This window comes from Larsenimonas rhizosphaerae, from assembly GCF_023700005.1.
GTDB classification, from domain to species: Bacteria; Pseudomonadota; Gammaproteobacteria; order Pseudomonadales; family Halomonadaceae; genus Larsenimonas; species Larsenimonas rhizosphaerae.
This window is the reverse complement of record NZ_JAMLJK010000005.1, coordinates 112,161-126,775: the sequence shown is the minus strand read 5'-3', so window position 1 is coordinate 126,775 and position 14,615 is coordinate 112,161. Positions and strand designations below refer to the sequence as shown.

General features: G+C 59.1%; 13 protein-coding genes. 11 read left to right on the top strand and 2 right to left on the bottom strand.

Features of this window, described 5'->3' with window-relative positions; all coding sequences use genetic code 11:
- Positions 1-33 precede the first annotated feature (33 nt).
- Positions 34-1,041, bottom strand: coding sequence for a small ribosomal subunit biogenesis GTPase RsgA (gene rsgA, locus NAT21_RS14650; RefSeq protein ID WP_250939553.1), 1,008 nt, complete (start codon positions 1,039-1,041; stop codon positions 34-36).
- A gap of 121 nt (positions 1,042-1,162) precedes the next feature.
- Between rsgA and orn the strand changes: the two genes are divergently transcribed.
- A complete protein-coding gene (orn, locus tag NAT21_RS14645) occupies positions 1,163-1,714 on the top strand; it encodes an oligoribonuclease (protein ID WP_250939551.1) in 552 nt (183 codons plus the stop codon).
- A gap of 6 nt (positions 1,715-1,720) precedes the next feature.
- Here the strand turns inward: orn and queG are convergent, their stop codons facing one another.
- A complete protein-coding gene (queG, locus tag NAT21_RS14640) occupies positions 1,721-2,857 on the bottom strand; it encodes a tRNA epoxyqueuosine(34) reductase QueG (protein WP_250939549.1) in 1,137 nt (378 codons plus the stop codon).
- 103 nt (positions 2,858-2,960) lie between these two features.
- On the opposite strand from queG, the gene NAT21_RS14635 reads away from it, so the two are divergent.
- The 10 genes from NAT21_RS14635 to NAT21_RS14590 all read left to right on the top strand — a co-directional run bounded on the left by NAT21_RS14635 (position 2,961) and on the right by NAT21_RS14590 (position 14,608).
- The gene (locus NAT21_RS14635) at positions 2,961-4,460 is read left to right on the top strand and encodes an NAD(P)H-hydrate dehydratase (RefSeq protein WP_250939547.1); all 1,500 of its coding nucleotides are present in this window, start codon (positions 2,961-2,963) and stop codon (positions 4,458-4,460) included.
- Between the two features lie 7 nt (positions 4,461-4,467).
- A complete protein-coding gene (gene tsaE, locus NAT21_RS14630; protein WP_250939545.1) occupies positions 4,468-4,929 on the top strand; it encodes a tRNA (adenosine(37)-N6)-threonylcarbamoyltransferase complex ATPase subunit type 1 TsaE in 462 nt (153 codons plus the stop codon).
- A gap of 38 nt (positions 4,930-4,967) precedes the next feature.
- On the top strand, positions 4,968-6,425 hold the full coding sequence (locus NAT21_RS14625) for an N-acetylmuramoyl-L-alanine amidase (RefSeq protein WP_250939543.1): 1,458 nt from the start codon (positions 4,968-4,970) through the stop codon (positions 6,423-6,425).
- 7 nt (positions 6,426-6,432) lie between these two features.
- On the top strand, positions 6,433-8,358 hold the full coding sequence (gene mutL / locus NAT21_RS14620; RefSeq protein WP_250939541.1) for a DNA mismatch repair endonuclease MutL: 1,926 nt from the start codon (positions 6,433-6,435) through the stop codon (positions 8,356-8,358).
- A 5-nt stretch (positions 8,359-8,363) separates the two neighbouring features.
- Positions 8,364-9,308 carry a tRNA (adenosine(37)-N6)-dimethylallyltransferase MiaA gene (gene miaA, locus NAT21_RS14615; protein WP_250939539.1) on the top strand — a complete coding sequence of 315 codons (945 nt, stop codon included), beginning with the start codon at positions 8,364-8,366 and terminating at the stop codon, positions 9,306-9,308.
- 116 nt (positions 9,309-9,424) lie between these two features.
- Positions 9,425-9,673, top strand: coding sequence for an RNA chaperone Hfq (gene hfq, locus NAT21_RS14610; RefSeq protein WP_250939537.1), 249 nt, complete (start codon positions 9,425-9,427; stop codon positions 9,671-9,673).
- Between the two features lie 15 nt (positions 9,674-9,688).
- Complete coding sequence (gene hflX, locus NAT21_RS14605; protein ID WP_250939535.1) at positions 9,689-10,996, top strand: ribosome rescue GTPase HflX; 1,308 nt, start codon at positions 9,689-9,691, stop codon at positions 10,994-10,996.
- A 44-nt stretch (positions 10,997-11,040) separates the two neighbouring features.
- A complete protein-coding gene (hflK, locus tag NAT21_RS14600) occupies positions 11,041-12,270 on the top strand; it encodes an FtsH protease activity modulator HflK (RefSeq protein WP_250939533.1) in 1,230 nt (409 codons plus the stop codon).
- Positions 12,270-13,223, top strand: a complete 954-nt coding sequence (gene hflC / locus NAT21_RS14595) for a protease modulator HflC (RefSeq protein ID WP_250939531.1) — start codon at positions 12,270-12,272, stop codon at positions 13,221-13,223. The genes hflK and hflC overlap by 1 nt, the downstream gene beginning before the upstream one ends.
- 197 nt (positions 13,224-13,420) lie before the next feature.
- Positions 13,421-14,608, top strand: coding sequence for an ATP phosphoribosyltransferase regulatory subunit (locus tag NAT21_RS14590; protein WP_250939529.1), 1,188 nt, complete (start codon positions 13,421-13,423; stop codon positions 14,606-14,608).
- The last annotated feature ends 7 nt before the right edge of the window (positions 14,609-14,615 follow it).

The following is a 14,615-nucleotide window of genomic DNA, read 5'->3' as shown; positions in this document are numbered from 1 at the left end:
GGCGCCGTTTTTTCATGCAGGGGCAGGGCGTCTTCAGGCTTCAAGGCTTGCAATGATATGACGGTAGCTTGCAAAGCGGGAGGCACTGATATGCCCCTGCTCCACGGCGTCAAGCAATGCACAGCCAGGCTCGCTGCGGTGGCGGCAGTCCCGGAAGCGGCAGGTGCCGAGAAAGGGTCTGAACTCTATGAACCCGTCGGCTACCTGACGCTCGGTCAGGTGCATCAGGCCAAACTCGCGAATCCCGGGAGAATCGATCAATTCGCCTCCTGCAGGAAATCGATAGAGTCGCGCCGTAGTGGTGGTGTGCGTTCCCTTGCGCTGCTGTTCGGAGAGCGCGCCGACCCGCAGGTCCTCTTCGGGCAGCAGGGCACCGATCAGTGAGGATTTCCCCACTCCCGACTGGCCGACAAAGACCGTGGTGAATTCATGAACCTGGCGGGTGAGCACATCAAGGCCGTGCTCCTCCTTGATGGAGGCCGGCACCACGTCGTAGCCAAGCTGTTCGTATTCGGCCAGCCAGCGTCGCAGTTCCCCGCCATCCTCGGGCAACAGATCGGTCTTGTTCAGCAGCAGTACCGGTGTAATACCGGTGGCCTCGCAAGCGACCAGATAACGGTCAATCAGATTGGGATGCGGGGCAGGTTCCACGGCGAACACGATCAGGATGCGGTCCACATTGGCGGCCACCGGGCGTAGATTGCCTCGGGCATCGGGACGTTCCAGAGTGGAGTCGCGCTCAAGGCGTGCTTCGATGACACCGGTGGCATCATCGCCGGCACGAAAAATAACCCGGTCTCCTGTTACCAGTGAGTCCAGATTGGCGCGCTGGTGGCAGTGAAACAGTCGATGCGCATCGTCGGCAATATCCAGGGTACGGCCGAAGTGGGCAATGACTCGGCCGGTCTGTTCCGGGCCGTACTCGCCTCTGGCTTCCTTCTCGGCACTGTGGGTTTCCTTGCGCGCTGCGCGTTTGGTTTTCTCGGCCTGAATCTTGTCGATGCGCCATTGTTGCTGGCGGCTCAGTTTTCGTCGGCTCATGCGCCCTTCGCTGGTGTAATGGTCAGCCAGATTGTACGCTTTTAATGATGGTAATGACCATGTGTTCACTGTCGAGGCCGTACCATGGTCTCGCTGAAACCCTGCAGGGGAGCGTTTTTGAATGAGCAAGTTGAGCGATGACCGGCTGATCTGGATCGATCTGGAGATGACCGGCCTTGAGCCGGCCAGTGAGCGTATCATCGAGATTGCCACCATTGTCACCGATGGCGATCTGAACCTGATTGCCGAGGGACCCGTGCTGGCCATCCACCAGCCTGACAGTCTGCTGGACGCCATGGATGAATGGAATACGCGTACGCACGGTGAGAGCGGGCTGGTCAGGCGGGTACAGGAAAGTCGCGTGATGACGGCAGATGCAGAGCGTCAGACCATCGCCTTTCTGGCTGAGCATGTCGGTGAGGGGGTATCCCCGATGTGCGGTAACAGCGTCCATCAGGACAGGCGTTTCCTGCAGTATGAAATGCCGACACTGGAACGCTTTTTCCACTATCGCAACATCGATGTATCCACACTCAAGGAGCTGGCCCGACGCTGGAAGCCCGATATCCTCAAGGGGCTTGTCAAAAAGGGCAGCCATCAGGCACTGGATGATATTCGGGAGTCGATCGAGGAAATGCAGTATTACCGCACCCACTTCCTTGATCTGAAGTAACGCTGTTCAGGGCAATGTCGCCTGTGCAGCTGCCATGGGCGACTTGAAAACAACCGGCATGTCCGTTCGGCGGTGCCGGTTCAGTGCCCAGGCGACATGCTCGCGCACCAGGGCTGAAGGGTAGGCCTGACGTGCCTTGAGGGCGCTGATGACCTGTGGTGAGCAGGGCGCATTGCCAAGGCCCACCGCCAGATTCCTGAGCCAGCGCTCGTAGCCGATCCGGCGAATCGGACTGCCGGCGGTTTTTTCCAGAAATTCTTCCTCTCCCCAGTTGAACAGCTCAACCAGCGAGGCGCGATCCAGTGCATGTCGTGGGGTGAAATCCGTTTCATTGCTGCGACGGGTAAAGCGGGTGAAGGGGCATACCAGCTGGCAGTCATCACAGCCGAATACCCGGTTGCCCATGGCTGCGCGAAAATGCTCTGGAATCGCTCCGTGCAGTTCAATGGTCAGGTAGGAAATGCACTTTCTGGCGTCGACCACCTTGTCATCCACAATAGCGCCGGTCGGGCAGGCCACCCGGCACTGGTTGCAGGAACCGCAGTGTTCCGTGGCAAAGGGCCTGTCGACCGGTAGCGGCAGGTCGGTATACAGCTCGCCAAGGAAAAACAGTGAACCTGCCTTCGGGTTGAGCAGCATGGCATTCTTGCCGAACCAGCCATGACCGGCCTTCATCGCCAGAGCACGCTCCATTACCGGGGCTGAATCCACAAAGGCGCGAAAGCCGAACGACCCGATTGCCTGCTGCAGTTTGCGTGCCAGCTGATCCAGGCGCTTCCGGATCAGCTTGTGATAGTCACGACCCAGCGCGTAGCGCGAGACATACGCCTTGTCGGGCTGCCCCAACAGTCTTGCGGTTTCCACTTCCGGGGGCAGGTAGTCCATTCGCACGCTGATGATGCGCAGTGTTCCCGGGATCAGCTCTGCCGGGCGGGTACGTTTTGTGCCATGCTTTTCCATGTAATCCATGGTGCCGTGATGGCCGGCAGCCAGCCACGATGCCAGGTAGGCTTCATGCTCGCCCAGATCCACATCCGTGATGCCGGCGTCACTGAAGCCGAGCTCCCGCGCCCAGTGCTTGATGTCGGTGGCAAGCGCGTCGTAGTCAAGTGACGATGAAGAGGTCGAGCGGGTATCGGGCATGGGGGCACAGGAGGTCGGAACAGAAGCGTATGAAGTGCTAGTGTATCCTGTTCGCCCCCTGGCTTTCGACCACCGGGGGTTTGATGTTCAAAGGAGGCGCGGCGTGTCGTTTGATCGTTCTATTCGTTTATACACTGCCGATCAGGCCCGAGAGCTGGATCGACAGATAACCGACCACGGCCTGACCGGGCTTGAACTGATGCGCCGGGCAGGTATGGCCGCCTGGCGTTTGCTGCGCCAGCGCTGGCCTGATGTAGCTTCGTTGAGCGTGTTGTGTGGCGGCGGCAATAATGCCGGTGATGGCTACGTGGTGGCAGCGCTCGCGCGTCAGGCCGGTCTTCGGGTGCAGGTGGTGGCATTGAAGGCGCCACAGCATCTGACCGGTGAGGCGCAGGGTGCCTGGCACATGGCGCGTGATGCCGGAGTCCACGTGACGCCCTGGCATCCACAGCTCCGGCTTGACGGGGCACTGGTAGTGGATGCATTGCTGGGTATCGGCGTTCAGGGACCGCTTCGGGCACCTTATGATGCTGCCATTGACTGCATCAACCGGTCGAATCTGCCAGTACTTGCACTTGATGTTCCCTCCGGCGTCAATGCCGATACCGGCCAGGTCGAGGAAGCCGCCGTCTGTGCAGATATCACCATGACCTTTATTGGGCGCAAGGTGGGGCTTTATACCGGCTCAGCAGTGGATCATGTCGGGGAGTGCGTCTTTGCCTCGCTTGATGCCTCGATGCGGCAGATCGCGCAGGTACCCTGGCAGGCGACATTGCTGAATCGCGACCGCATTGCACACAGCCTGCCGCGCCGCCGGCCCAGCACCCACAAGGGGCAGTGTGGCCATGCTCTGGTTATTGGAGGCCGGCCAGGGTATGGCGGAGCCACGATCATGGTTGCCGAGGCCTGTGCCCGGCTTGGCGCCGGCCTCGTCAGCCTGGCTACCGATGAAATTCACATTGCACCGGCCCTGACACGCCGGCCTGAATTGATGGTGCGTGCCACTCGTAACGCGCATGACATCAAGGATCTGCTCGATGCGGCCGATGTTATTGCGATAGGCCCTGGACTCGGCCAGGGCGCCTGGGGGCAGGGGTTGATGGCTGCCGCCGTTCAGCGTCCGGCCATCAAGGTCATCGATGCCGATGGGCTGCACCTGTTACGGCATCTCGGTGCGCCACACAATGACCATCAGGTGCTCACGCCCCATCCAGGGGAAGCTGCTGCGCTGCTGTCCTGTTCGGTAGCTGAGGTGCAGGCAGACCGCTGTGCGGCAGTCCGAGAGCTTCAATCCCGCTACGGTGGCGTGGTGCTGCTCAAGGGAGCCGGTACGCTGGTGGCCGGTGAAGACGGTGACGGGGAGGTGAAGGTGTATTTGAACCCCTACGGTAACCCCGGTATGGCGACCGGGGGAATGGGCGATACCCTGACAGGCTTCATTACCGCCATGCTGGCGCAGGGCCTGTCACTGCTGGAGGCGACCCTGACCGGTACGTTGCTGCACGGTTGTGCGGCAGACAAGGCGGCTGCCGATGCGGGGGAGCGTGGCTTGCTGGCGACTGATCTGGCATCCTTTGCGCGACGAATGGCCAACCCGCAGTAATGACATCATGAAAATCACCTTGCAGGACGAAGCCGCCCAGGTTGCCTTTGGCAAACAGCTGGGCGAAGCATTGAAGGGACGTGGCACGCTGTTTCTTGACGGCGAACTGGGGGCAGGCAAGACCACGCTGACCCGGGGGCTGCTTCGCGCTTATGGTTACGAAGGCGCCGTCAAAAGCCCGACCTATACCTTGATGGAACCCTACGAACTGGCCACGGTGCAGCTCTATCATTTTGACCTGTACCGCCTGGGGGATCCGGAAGAACTCGAGTTTGTGGGTGCGCGTGATGTACTGGGCCGCGACGATGCCATTGTGGTGGTGGAATGGCCGGTACGCGGCGAAGGCTGGCTTTCCGAGCCTGATCTTCTGCTGCAGCTGGAGGTGTTGCCGGAAGGGCGGCATGTTGTAATTGATGCGCGTACAACGTACGGGGCAATGGTGATCAAGGCCCTGTCGGCAGGAACATGACTACCGTGTTTCTGCGTCATGTGATTTAAGGAAGGTTTATGCCCTTGCGTGTCCTGGTACATTACATCCTGCTGTTTATCGTGATGGCGGGCGTAGCCGTGTCCTTTTCGGCGCGTGGCGCCTCGCTTGAAGGGCTTGATGTTTCATCGTCGGAAGGTGCAACGCGCCTGGTGTTTTCACTGGACAGTGAAACGACCAGCAAGGTGTTTACCCTTGATAATCCGGCCCGGTTGGTAGTGGATCTGGATGAAACGCAACGGTCCGGTCCGCTGACGACCGGTAATGCTGACAGTGCGCTGGTGAAGTCGGTGCGCTCCGGTGTTCGCCAGGGGCGCAATCTGCGAATCGTGCTGGATCTGACGGCGCCGGTATCCTTCACGCAGCAATGGCGCGCCGGCTCGGGCGGGCGGGATCTGGTGATTGATTTGCGTGGCTCGGGCAGCGGCGCCGCGCCGTCTACCGGTGGCGACCCCATTGAGGCGATTATCCGCCAGCGTGAAAACGCAGCCACGGAAGCGCTGGCCCGGCGCAAGGTGCAGGAGGATGCTCAGGAAGACGCCGCCGAGCAGGCTGCTGTTCCGGCACGCCAGCCTGCGACGTCACACCCACGTCGTGACATTGTCGTGGTGGTGGACCCGGGGCATGGTGGCAAGGATCCGGGCGCGGTTGGCCCGCACCGCGTATATGAAAAGAATGTGGTTCTGCAGATGGCCCGCCGCCTGGCCGCCCGCTTCAATGCGACGCCTGGTTTCAAGGCCTACCTGACACGCAACAGTGATGTGTTCATCCCCCTGCGTGGCCGGACGGATATTGCGCGTAATCACCATGCCGACTTCTTTGTCTCTATTCATGCGGACGCCGCGCGTTCCAGTTCGCCTCGCGGCAGCTCCGTATTTGCGCTGTCCCAGCACGGCGCGACCTCGGAATCGGCTCGCTGGCTGGCCAAAAGCGAAAACGACTCCGATCTGATTGGTGGTGTGGGCGGTGATCTTAGCCTGGGTGACAAGGACCGAATGCTTCGGGGAGTATTGCTGGACCTGAGCATGACGGCCACCATCAATGATTCGCTGGGGGCGGGCAGCGATGTGCTGCGCCAGATCAAACGCGTCAACAAGATCAGGCACGGCCGTGTCGAGCAGGCAGGCTTTGTGGTGTTGAAGTCTCCGGACATTCCGTCACTGCTGATTGAAACCGGATTCATTACCAACCAGACCGAAGAGCGGCTGCTGCAAAGTCCGTCTCATCAGACGCAGTTGATGAATGCCGTCTACAGCGGCATCAAAGCCCATTTCGAGCGCCAGCCGCCCCCTGATAGCCTGATAGCCTGGCAGCGTGACCAGAGCCGTGGCGGGGCACGTGATGAATACCGTGTCCGCTCCGGTGACACCCTGTCCTCGATAGCCTCGCGTTACAATGTCTCTCTGGTTGCCCTGCGCCAGGCCAACCAGCTGTCGTCCAGCGTATTGCGGGTCGGACAGGTACTGAATATTCCCTGAGGTCATCATGAGTACCGTGAGTGTAGATCAGCAGCGCCGTATTCAGGTGCTGCCACCCCGGCTGGCCAACCAGATTGCTGCCGGTGAGGTGGTCGAGCGCCCCTCGTCCGTCATCAAGGAGCTGGTGGAAAATGCCATCGATGCCGGTGCGCGCCGGATCGATATCGAACTGGAGGCCGGAGGCGCCCGGTTGATTCGTGTGCGTGATAACGGCCGCGGCATCGGTCACGATGATTTGCCACTGGCCCTGTCGCGTCATGCCACCAGCAAGATTGAAAGCCTGAGCGATCTGGAAGGGGTACAAAGCCTCGGCTTTCGAGGCGAGGCCCTGGCCGCAATCAGTTCGGTATCCCGGCTGGAGCTTTTTTCCAATACTTACGATGATACCAGCCAGGCCTGGCGGGTGACGGCTGAAGGGCGTGACATGCAGTCAAGCGTCACGCCGGCGCCTCATCCGCGGGGCACGAGCGTGACGGTGCGTGACCTTTTCTTCAATACGCCAGCTCGCCGCAAGTTTCTTCGTACTGAAAAGACCGAGCTCAATCATGTTGAGGAGGTCTTTCGTCGCCTCGCTCTGTCACGGTTTGATATTGGCTGGTCACTGCGACACAACCAGAAGCCGGTGCATCAACTGGGGCCGTGCGACAGTGAGCTGGCGGGCGAGCAGCGCATTGCGGCCCTGTTGGGTCGGGAGTTTCTGAAAAATGCCCTGCATATCGATATTGAAGCTACCGGGCTTCGCCTGTCGGGCTGGGTGGGGCTTCCCACTCATACCCGTGCTCAGGCCGATCAGCAGTATTTCTTCGTCAATGGTCGGGTCATTCGCGATCGGCTGGTCGCACACGCGGTCCGCCAGGCCTACCGTGACGTGCTGTTTCATGGCCGCCATCCGGTTTTTGTCCTGTATCTTGAACTGGACCCGGCGGTAGTGGACGTCAATGTCCACCCGACCAAGCATGAAGTGCGTTTTCGGGATGGCCGACTGGTACATGACTTTCTGTTTTCAAGCCTACACAAGGCGCTGGCGGATGTAAGGCCGGCCGAGCGCGACAGTCAGGATCAGGAAGCAGACGCTCGAACCTCTGACGTTGACACCGCCCCGGACTGGCAGCAGCAGGCCATGTTACTGCGCCCTGAGCAGAGTGGCAGCCGTGACTGGTCCGCTTCTGCATCGTCGCAGCCGGCGGGGGAGCATCGGGTGCGGGAGTTCATGGCCGGTTATCGAGCCCTGCACCCCGAGCATGAAGCCAGCCTGTTGACGCCAGGGGGCGGGGTACCGGCACCTGAGGATTCCTCTTCATCACGGACGGCATCTTCCCCTTCCATGCCTGAGGACACTGGTACCGAGACTCCGCCATTGGGGTATGCGGTGGCCCAGCTTCATGGCGTCTACATTCTGTCCCAGACCGAGCGTGGAATGGTCGTGGTGGACATGCATGCTGCTCATGAGCGTATTACCTACGAACGAATGAAACAGCAGTGGCTGTCCGGTCAGCTCCAGGCGCAGCCGCTGCTCGTTCCCGTGTCCATGGCGGCCGCTGCACCGCAGCTTGAAGTGGCTGAACAGGAGGCTGAGGCCTTCGAGCGGCTCGGCGTTGTACTGGAGCCGGGCGGCCCCGAAACACTGCTTGTACGTCAGGTGCCGGCTTTGCTGGGCAAGGCAGATGTAGAGTCCCTGGTGCGTGACATGCTGGTCGAGCTTGAGCGCTTTGGCCGCTCTGACCGTATCGAAGCACATTTGAACGAAATTCTGTCCACCATGGCCTGCCACGGCAGTATTCGGGCCAATCGGCGTCTGACCCTGCCGGAAATGAACGCCCTGCTACGGGATATGGAACACACCGAGCGCAGCGGTCAGTGCAATCATGGCCGTCCCACCTGGACGGAGCTTTCGATGACCCAGCTCGATAAACTGTTTTTGAGGGGACAATAAGCGGCATGACGGCATCTTCATCACTGCCGGTGGTTCCTTTTATCATGGGGCCGACCGCGTCAGGAAAAACCGACCTGGCCATGGCGCTTCATGAACGGCTGGGGGCGGAACTCATCAGTGTCGATTCTGCCATGGTCTATCGTGGCATGGATATCGGTTCGGCCAAGCCGTCCCCGGAAGAGCTTGCCCGGGCGCCACACCGGCTGATCGACATTCGAGAGCCTGATGAACCATACAGTGCAGCCGAGTTCCGGCAGGATGCGCTGGCGCATATTCAGGATATTCATGCCGCAGGACGGATGCCGGTACTGGTGGGCGGCACCATGCTGTATTTCAAGGTGCTGGTGGATGGTGCGGCCAGCATGCCCTCGGCGAATGCCGATGTGCGAAAGGTACTGGTTCGACAGGCAGAGCAGAAGGGGCTTGCGGCCCTGCATGCAGAGCTGGCCTCGGTAGACCCGGTATCTGCGGCCCGCATTCATCCCAATGATCCGCAGCGACTGATGCGTGCGCTGGAAGTCTATCGCATCAGCGGGCGCACGCTGACGGCGCACTGGGAGGCGCAGCAGAGCCAGTCGCTTCCCTTTATTCCCCGGCCCATTGTCCTGTGTCCGTCAGATCGCAGGATACTGCACAAGCGGATAGCCATCCGGTTTGATCTCATGCTGGAACAGGGCCTGGTGGAGGAGGTTCGGGCCCTTTGCCACAAGATGGCCCTGTCTGCTGAACTGCCTGCCATGAAAAGCGTTGGGTATCGTCAGGTGCTTGAGTATTTGCGTGGGGATCATGATCTTGATGCCCTTCGTGAGCGAGGGATTATTGCTACCCGACAGCTTGCCAAGCGGCAGCTGACCTGGCTCAGACGCTGGGATGATGCCCGCTGGGTTGATCCCCTGACTGAAGATGCACTTGAAGTCACCTTGAAAATCGTGCGTGGTGACTGCACTTAGCGTAACATGAGCGGTCACGTTCATGGTGTCGTGCTGCTCTGGACGTGGATTGCCTTGCGCGCATTTAACGACAACGAATACCAACACATAACTCTTATTAGATTCGGGAGAGCAACATGTCCAAAGGACAATCCCTTCAAGACCCTTACCTGAACATCCTGCGCAAAGAGCGTATTCCGGTTTCGATCTTTCTGGTCAACGGTATCAAGCTGCAGGGTCAGATCGAATCCTTCGATCAGTTCGTGATCCTTTTGCGCAATACCGTAAGCCAGATGGTATACAAGCACGCTATTTCCACGGTTGTTCCGTCCCGTAATGTTCGCCTGCCGGCGCAGGATCCTGCGCAACCCGGTCAGGAAAGTTGATGAGAGAGGCGCTATTTGTTCTTTGAACGTCCCGGCTCAGGTGAAACCGCCGTCCTGGTGCATATTGATTTTCAGGCGGCGGACCAGCGTGAAGACGCTGGAGAATTCATGGAACTGGCCCGCTCTGCGGGTGCGGTTCCTGCCGCGCTGCTGGAAGGCAGCCGCAGAAATCCGGATCCCAGAACCTTTCTGGGTGAGGGCAAGCTTGATGAGCTTCGTGCCATCATTGCTGCGCATGAAGCGGAAGTGGTGCTGTTCAACCATGCACTGTCTCCTTCCCAGGAACGTAATCTCGAACGCGAGCTGAAATGCCGTGTACTTGACCGTACCGGGCTTATTCTCGATATTTTTGCCCAGCGGGCGCGAACGCATGAGGGCAAGCTGCAGGTCGAACTGGCCCAGCTTGAATACATGTCGACGCGGCTGGTCAGGGGCTGGACTCACCTTGAGCGTCAGAAGGGGGGGATCGGTCTTCGTGGTCCGGGTGAAACCCAGCTTGAAACCGACCGACGTCTGCTGCGCGCCCGCATCAAGGCCATTCACAAGCGGCTGGACAAGGTACGTCGTCAGCGTGAACAGAATCGCCGAGCGCGTGATCGCGGTGAAATTCCGACCGTATCACTGGTCGGATATACCAACGCCGGCAAGTCCACGCTGTTCAATACGCTGACCTCGGCCGATGTCTACGCGGCTGATCAATTGTTTGCAACCCTGGACCCTACCCTGCGACGAGTGGAAATTCACGATGTTGGCCCGATCGTCATGGCCGATACCGTAGGGTTTATCCGCCATCTGCCTCACAAGCTGGTTGAAGCCTTCAAGGCGACACTTGAGGAAGCTGCTCAGGCGGATCTTCTGATTCATGTCATTGATGCTGCCGACCCCGAGCGAGAGTCCAATATCGCTGAAGTCAACAAGGTGCTGGTGGAAATCGGTGCTGATCAGGTGCCGCAGCTTCTTGTCATGAACAAGATTGATCTGCTGGGTTCCTCGCCACGTATCGAGCAGGATGACTACCATGCTCCGACGGCAGTATGGGTTTCGGCACAGGAAGGCACGGGCCTCGATCTGCTGCGAGAAGCCCTGACGGCACGTCTTGCTGTCGACATGGTTGATCTCGAACTTACGTTGCCGCCCCAAAAGGGCTGGTTACGTGCACAATTGCACGAACTGAATGCCGTTCGTGACGAAGCGTTCGACGAGCAGGGCAATACTCGGCTGGCCATTCGTCTGCCTGAACGGGACTTTCTTCAGTTGTTGTCCCGAGGTGATGAACGTCCGGAAGATTATCTGCCTGAATCGTATTTTGAAGACGCTTACTGAGACCCTTTGGCGCCCTTTGCAACTTGTTGAGTGGAGACTGATCTATGGCCTGGAACGAGCCGGGTGGTGGTGGAAACAATAATTCACATGACCCCTGGAGTGGTGGTGGTCGCCGTGATGACGATAAAAAGCCGGACCGGCCTTCCAGAAATGGAGGCGGCCCCCCGGACCTTGATGAGGCGCTGAAGGACATTCAGAACAAGCTCGGTGGCCTGTTCGGCAAGCGTGGTGGCAAGGGCGGTAATGGCGGCAACGGCAGTTCACCTGACGATAACGGGCACAAGCGTAATGCCTTTGCGCTGCCGGCCCTGATCGTGGTCGTGCTGGCTGGTGTCTGGTTTGCCTCCGGCTTCTACCTGGTGGATCAGTCCGAGCGCGGAGTGGTACTGCGATTTGGCAAGTACACCGAAACCGTGGGCCCTGGCCTTCACTGGAACGCGCCCTTCGTGGACGAAGTGCGTGAAGTCAACGTGACCAAGGTACGCTCGCTGTCCCAGACGGCTTCGATGCTGACCCAGGACGAGAACATCGTTAAGGTCAAGATGTCGGTTCAGTACGTGGTATCCAACCCGCGTGACTACATCCTGAACGTTCGTGCACCGGAACTCAGTCTTGAAAATGCCACGGACTCCGCGCTGCGTTATGTCGCTGGCCAGACCGTGATGAATGATATTCTGACATCCGGTCGTGAACTGCTGGCGTCCAACGTCACCACGCGTCTTCAGTCCTACCTCAACGCCTATGGCGTGGGGCTTCAGCTCAAGGCGGTCAACGTCGAAAGTACATCTGCACCTGATCAGGTACAGGATGCCTTTGATGATGTCATCCGTGCTCGTGAAGATCGTGAGCGTGCCATCAACGATGCCCGCGGCTATGCCAACTCGGTTCTTCCACAGGCACGTGGTCAGGCTTACCGGATCGAACGTGAAGCGGACATTTACAGCAAGAATGCCGTATCCCGTGCCCAGGGTGAGGCCAACCGCTTCCTGAGTCTTAATTCCGCCTATGTTCAGGCTCCGGATATCACACGTGACCGGCTCTATCTGGATACCATGAGCGATATTTTCTCGCATACCGGCAAGGCACTGGTGGATCTGACGCAGGGTAACGCGCTGATTCTGCCGCTGGATGGCCTTGAAAGCGGAACAGGTAGTGCATCCTCGAGCCAGGCCTCCTCCTCGAAGGGCGTCAATCTTGATGAACTCCGGGATATCTCCCGCAAGGTCGTTGAGCCTGTTCGTCAGCAGTATTCCACTACCCGGGAGGGACGCTAATGCTTAATAATCGCGCCCTGGCCATCATCGCGGTGCTGGCCGTTGTGGCCTGGATCGGCAACAGCAGCATGTACATCGTCAATGAGACTCAGCGAGCCATCAAGCTGCGCTTTGGCGAGATCGTCGAAAAGGATATTCAGCCCGGCCTTCATTTCAAATGGCCGCTTCTGAATACGGTCAAGACCTTTGATGGTCGTGTCATGTCACTGGATGCGTCGGCAAGTCGCTATCTCACCAAGGACAAGAAGGCCGTTATTGTTGACTCCTACGTCAAGTGGAAGATCATCAATCCGCAAAGCTACTACGAAGCCACCAGTGGTGACGAGCAGATGGCAGAGCGCCTGATTGCTCCTCGCGTTGACGAGCGTCTGCGTAATGAGTTTGGTCGACTTGAACTCAGCGATATCGTGGCAGATCGGTCCGTGGCGGCTGCTCAGCAAAAGGAGAAGCCCGAGCCCGAAAAGCAGGATAGCAAGGCGCTGAAGGAAGAGACGATGGACAAGCCCACCAATGACCTTGATGCGGCCATGCGTAGCGAGCTCGGTGTGGCTATTCTGGACATTCGCGTGAAGCGTATCGATCTGCCCAATGAAGTGTCTCAGGCCGTTTACGAGCGCATGCGCAGTGAGCGTCAGCGTGAGGCGCAGCGCTATCGTGCCGAAGGGCGTCAGGAGTCCGAGGAAATCAAGGCCAAGGCCGATCAGCAAAGCAAGGCCCTGTTGGCCGATGCACGCGAAACCTCCGAGACCATTCGTGGTCAGGGGGATGCGAAGGCATCCACCATCTATGCCGGTGCCTACCGCCAGAACGAGGATTTCTTCCGCTTCTATCGGTCGCTTGAAGCCTATCGTGACAGCTTCGACAGCAGCAGCAAAAACATGATGGTGCTTGATCCGAAAAGTGACTTTTTCAAGTACTTCAGGTCACCGACAGGCGAGTCGACAGCGCCGTGATAAAGGACCAATCGGGGTCTTTATCCAGACGTAAAACATGTTAGACTCTTGACGAAACCGGGCTTTCAGCCCGGTTTTTTTGTGCGCCTGATGGTGCACAACCCGTCGATGACATCCCGGAGATGTCGTTGGGTCAGGCTACTGGCCCACCGGCCACCACCTTCGCTGCAGCACTGGATTTACGCAGGACACGGTATATGACCATCTCTGACCGCTGGCTTCTTCCTGATGGCATGGATGAAGTACTGCCTCCTCAGGCACTGCGCATGGAATCGCTCCGTCGCACGCTGCTTGATACCTATTACCGCTGGGGCTACGACATGGTTGTCCCCCCGCCGGTAGAATTTCTTGATTCCCTGTTGACGGGCACCGGTACCGATCTGGACCTGCAGACCTTCAAGCTGACCGATCAGATGACCGGTCGCATGATGGGGATCAGCGCTGACGTTACCCCTCAGGTCGCCCGGATGGACGCCCATTCGCTGCGCCGCGAAGGCCCGGTGCGGCTTTGTTACTGCGCCCATGTGCTGCGTGCTCAGGCTGATGAGCATCAGGGCGGTCGCAGCCCGGTGCAGGTAGGACTTGAGCTTTTCGGCCATGCAGGCATTGATGCCGATGTCGAAATCATTCAACTGGTGCTGACCAGCCTGAGTGTCGCCGGGGCGAACAATATACATCTGGCCATTGGCCATATCGGTATTTATCGCGCTCTGATGGAAGCTGCCGGCCTGGACGCTTCCCTGCGTCATCAGCTGTTCGAAGCCATCGAGCGCAAGGCGCTTGAGGATATCGATGGCCTTGTTGATGCAGGCGTTGATGACGCATCTCTTGCTGGCATGCTCAAGGCGTTGCCGCGGCTGCATGGTGGGGCGGAAGTCATCGATCAGGCGCGCGAGCTCTTTACCGGTGCCCCGGCGCCGGTGATGGCTGCGCTTGATTACCTGGCGCAACTTCATTCCCGGCTGGTCGCCAGTCACGGTAATGTGGCGCTTTACTTTGATCTTGCCGAGCTTCGTGGGTACCAGTACCACACCAGCATGGTGTTTGCCGCCTATGTGCAGGGATATGGCCAGGCACTGGCCAAGGGGGGGCGCTATGACGGTACCGGCGGTGCCTTCGGTCGGCCACGGCCCGCGACCGGATGCTCCATGGATCTCAAGCTTCTGGCTTCGCTCGAAAATTCCGAGCCACCCGTGGATGGCATTCTGGCGCCATCGCTTGATGACCCGACCCTTCAGCAGGCCGTTCAGGCTCTGCGTGCAGAAGGGGAGCGCGTTGTACAGGCGCTGCCGGGTCAGGATGCCTGGACCGGACACCGGTGTCATCGCGAGCTGGTAGTGGATGGCGGACAGTGGCAGGTCCGTCCTATGGCCAATAACGGATAGGCGTCAG

Coding starts and splice junctions, on each gene's coding strand:
- NAT21_RS14590 (WP_250939529.1), top strand. CDS start 13,421: ATGACCATCTCTGACCGCTGGCTTCTTCCTGATGGCATGGATGAAGTA.
- hflK (WP_250939533.1), top strand. CDS start 11,041: ATGGCCTGGAACGAGCCGGGTGGTGGTGGAAACAATAATTCACATGAC.
- queG (WP_250939549.1), bottom strand. CDS start 2,857: ATGCCCGATACCCGCTCGACCTCTTCATCGTCACTTGACTACGACGCG.
- miaA (WP_250939539.1), top strand. CDS start 8,364: ATGACGGCATCTTCATCACTGCCGGTGGTTCCTTTTATCATGGGGCCG.
- NAT21_RS14625 (WP_250939543.1), top strand. CDS start 4,968: ATGCCCTTGCGTGTCCTGGTACATTACATCCTGCTGTTTATCGTGATG.
- mutL (WP_250939541.1), top strand. CDS start 6,433: ATGAGTACCGTGAGTGTAGATCAGCAGCGCCGTATTCAGGTGCTGCCA.
- orn (WP_250939551.1), top strand. CDS start 1,163: ATGAGCAAGTTGAGCGATGACCGGCTGATCTGGATCGATCTGGAGATG.
- tsaE (WP_250939545.1), top strand. CDS start 4,468: ATGAAAATCACCTTGCAGGACGAAGCCGCCCAGGTTGCCTTTGGCAAA.
- hfq (WP_250939537.1), top strand. CDS start 9,425: ATGTCCAAAGGACAATCCCTTCAAGACCCTTACCTGAACATCCTGCGC.
- hflC (WP_250939531.1), top strand. CDS start 12,270: ATGCTTAATAATCGCGCCCTGGCCATCATCGCGGTGCTGGCCGTTGTG.
- rsgA (WP_250939553.1), bottom strand. CDS start 1,041: ATGAGCCGACGAAAACTGAGCCGCCAGCAACAATGGCGCATCGACAAG.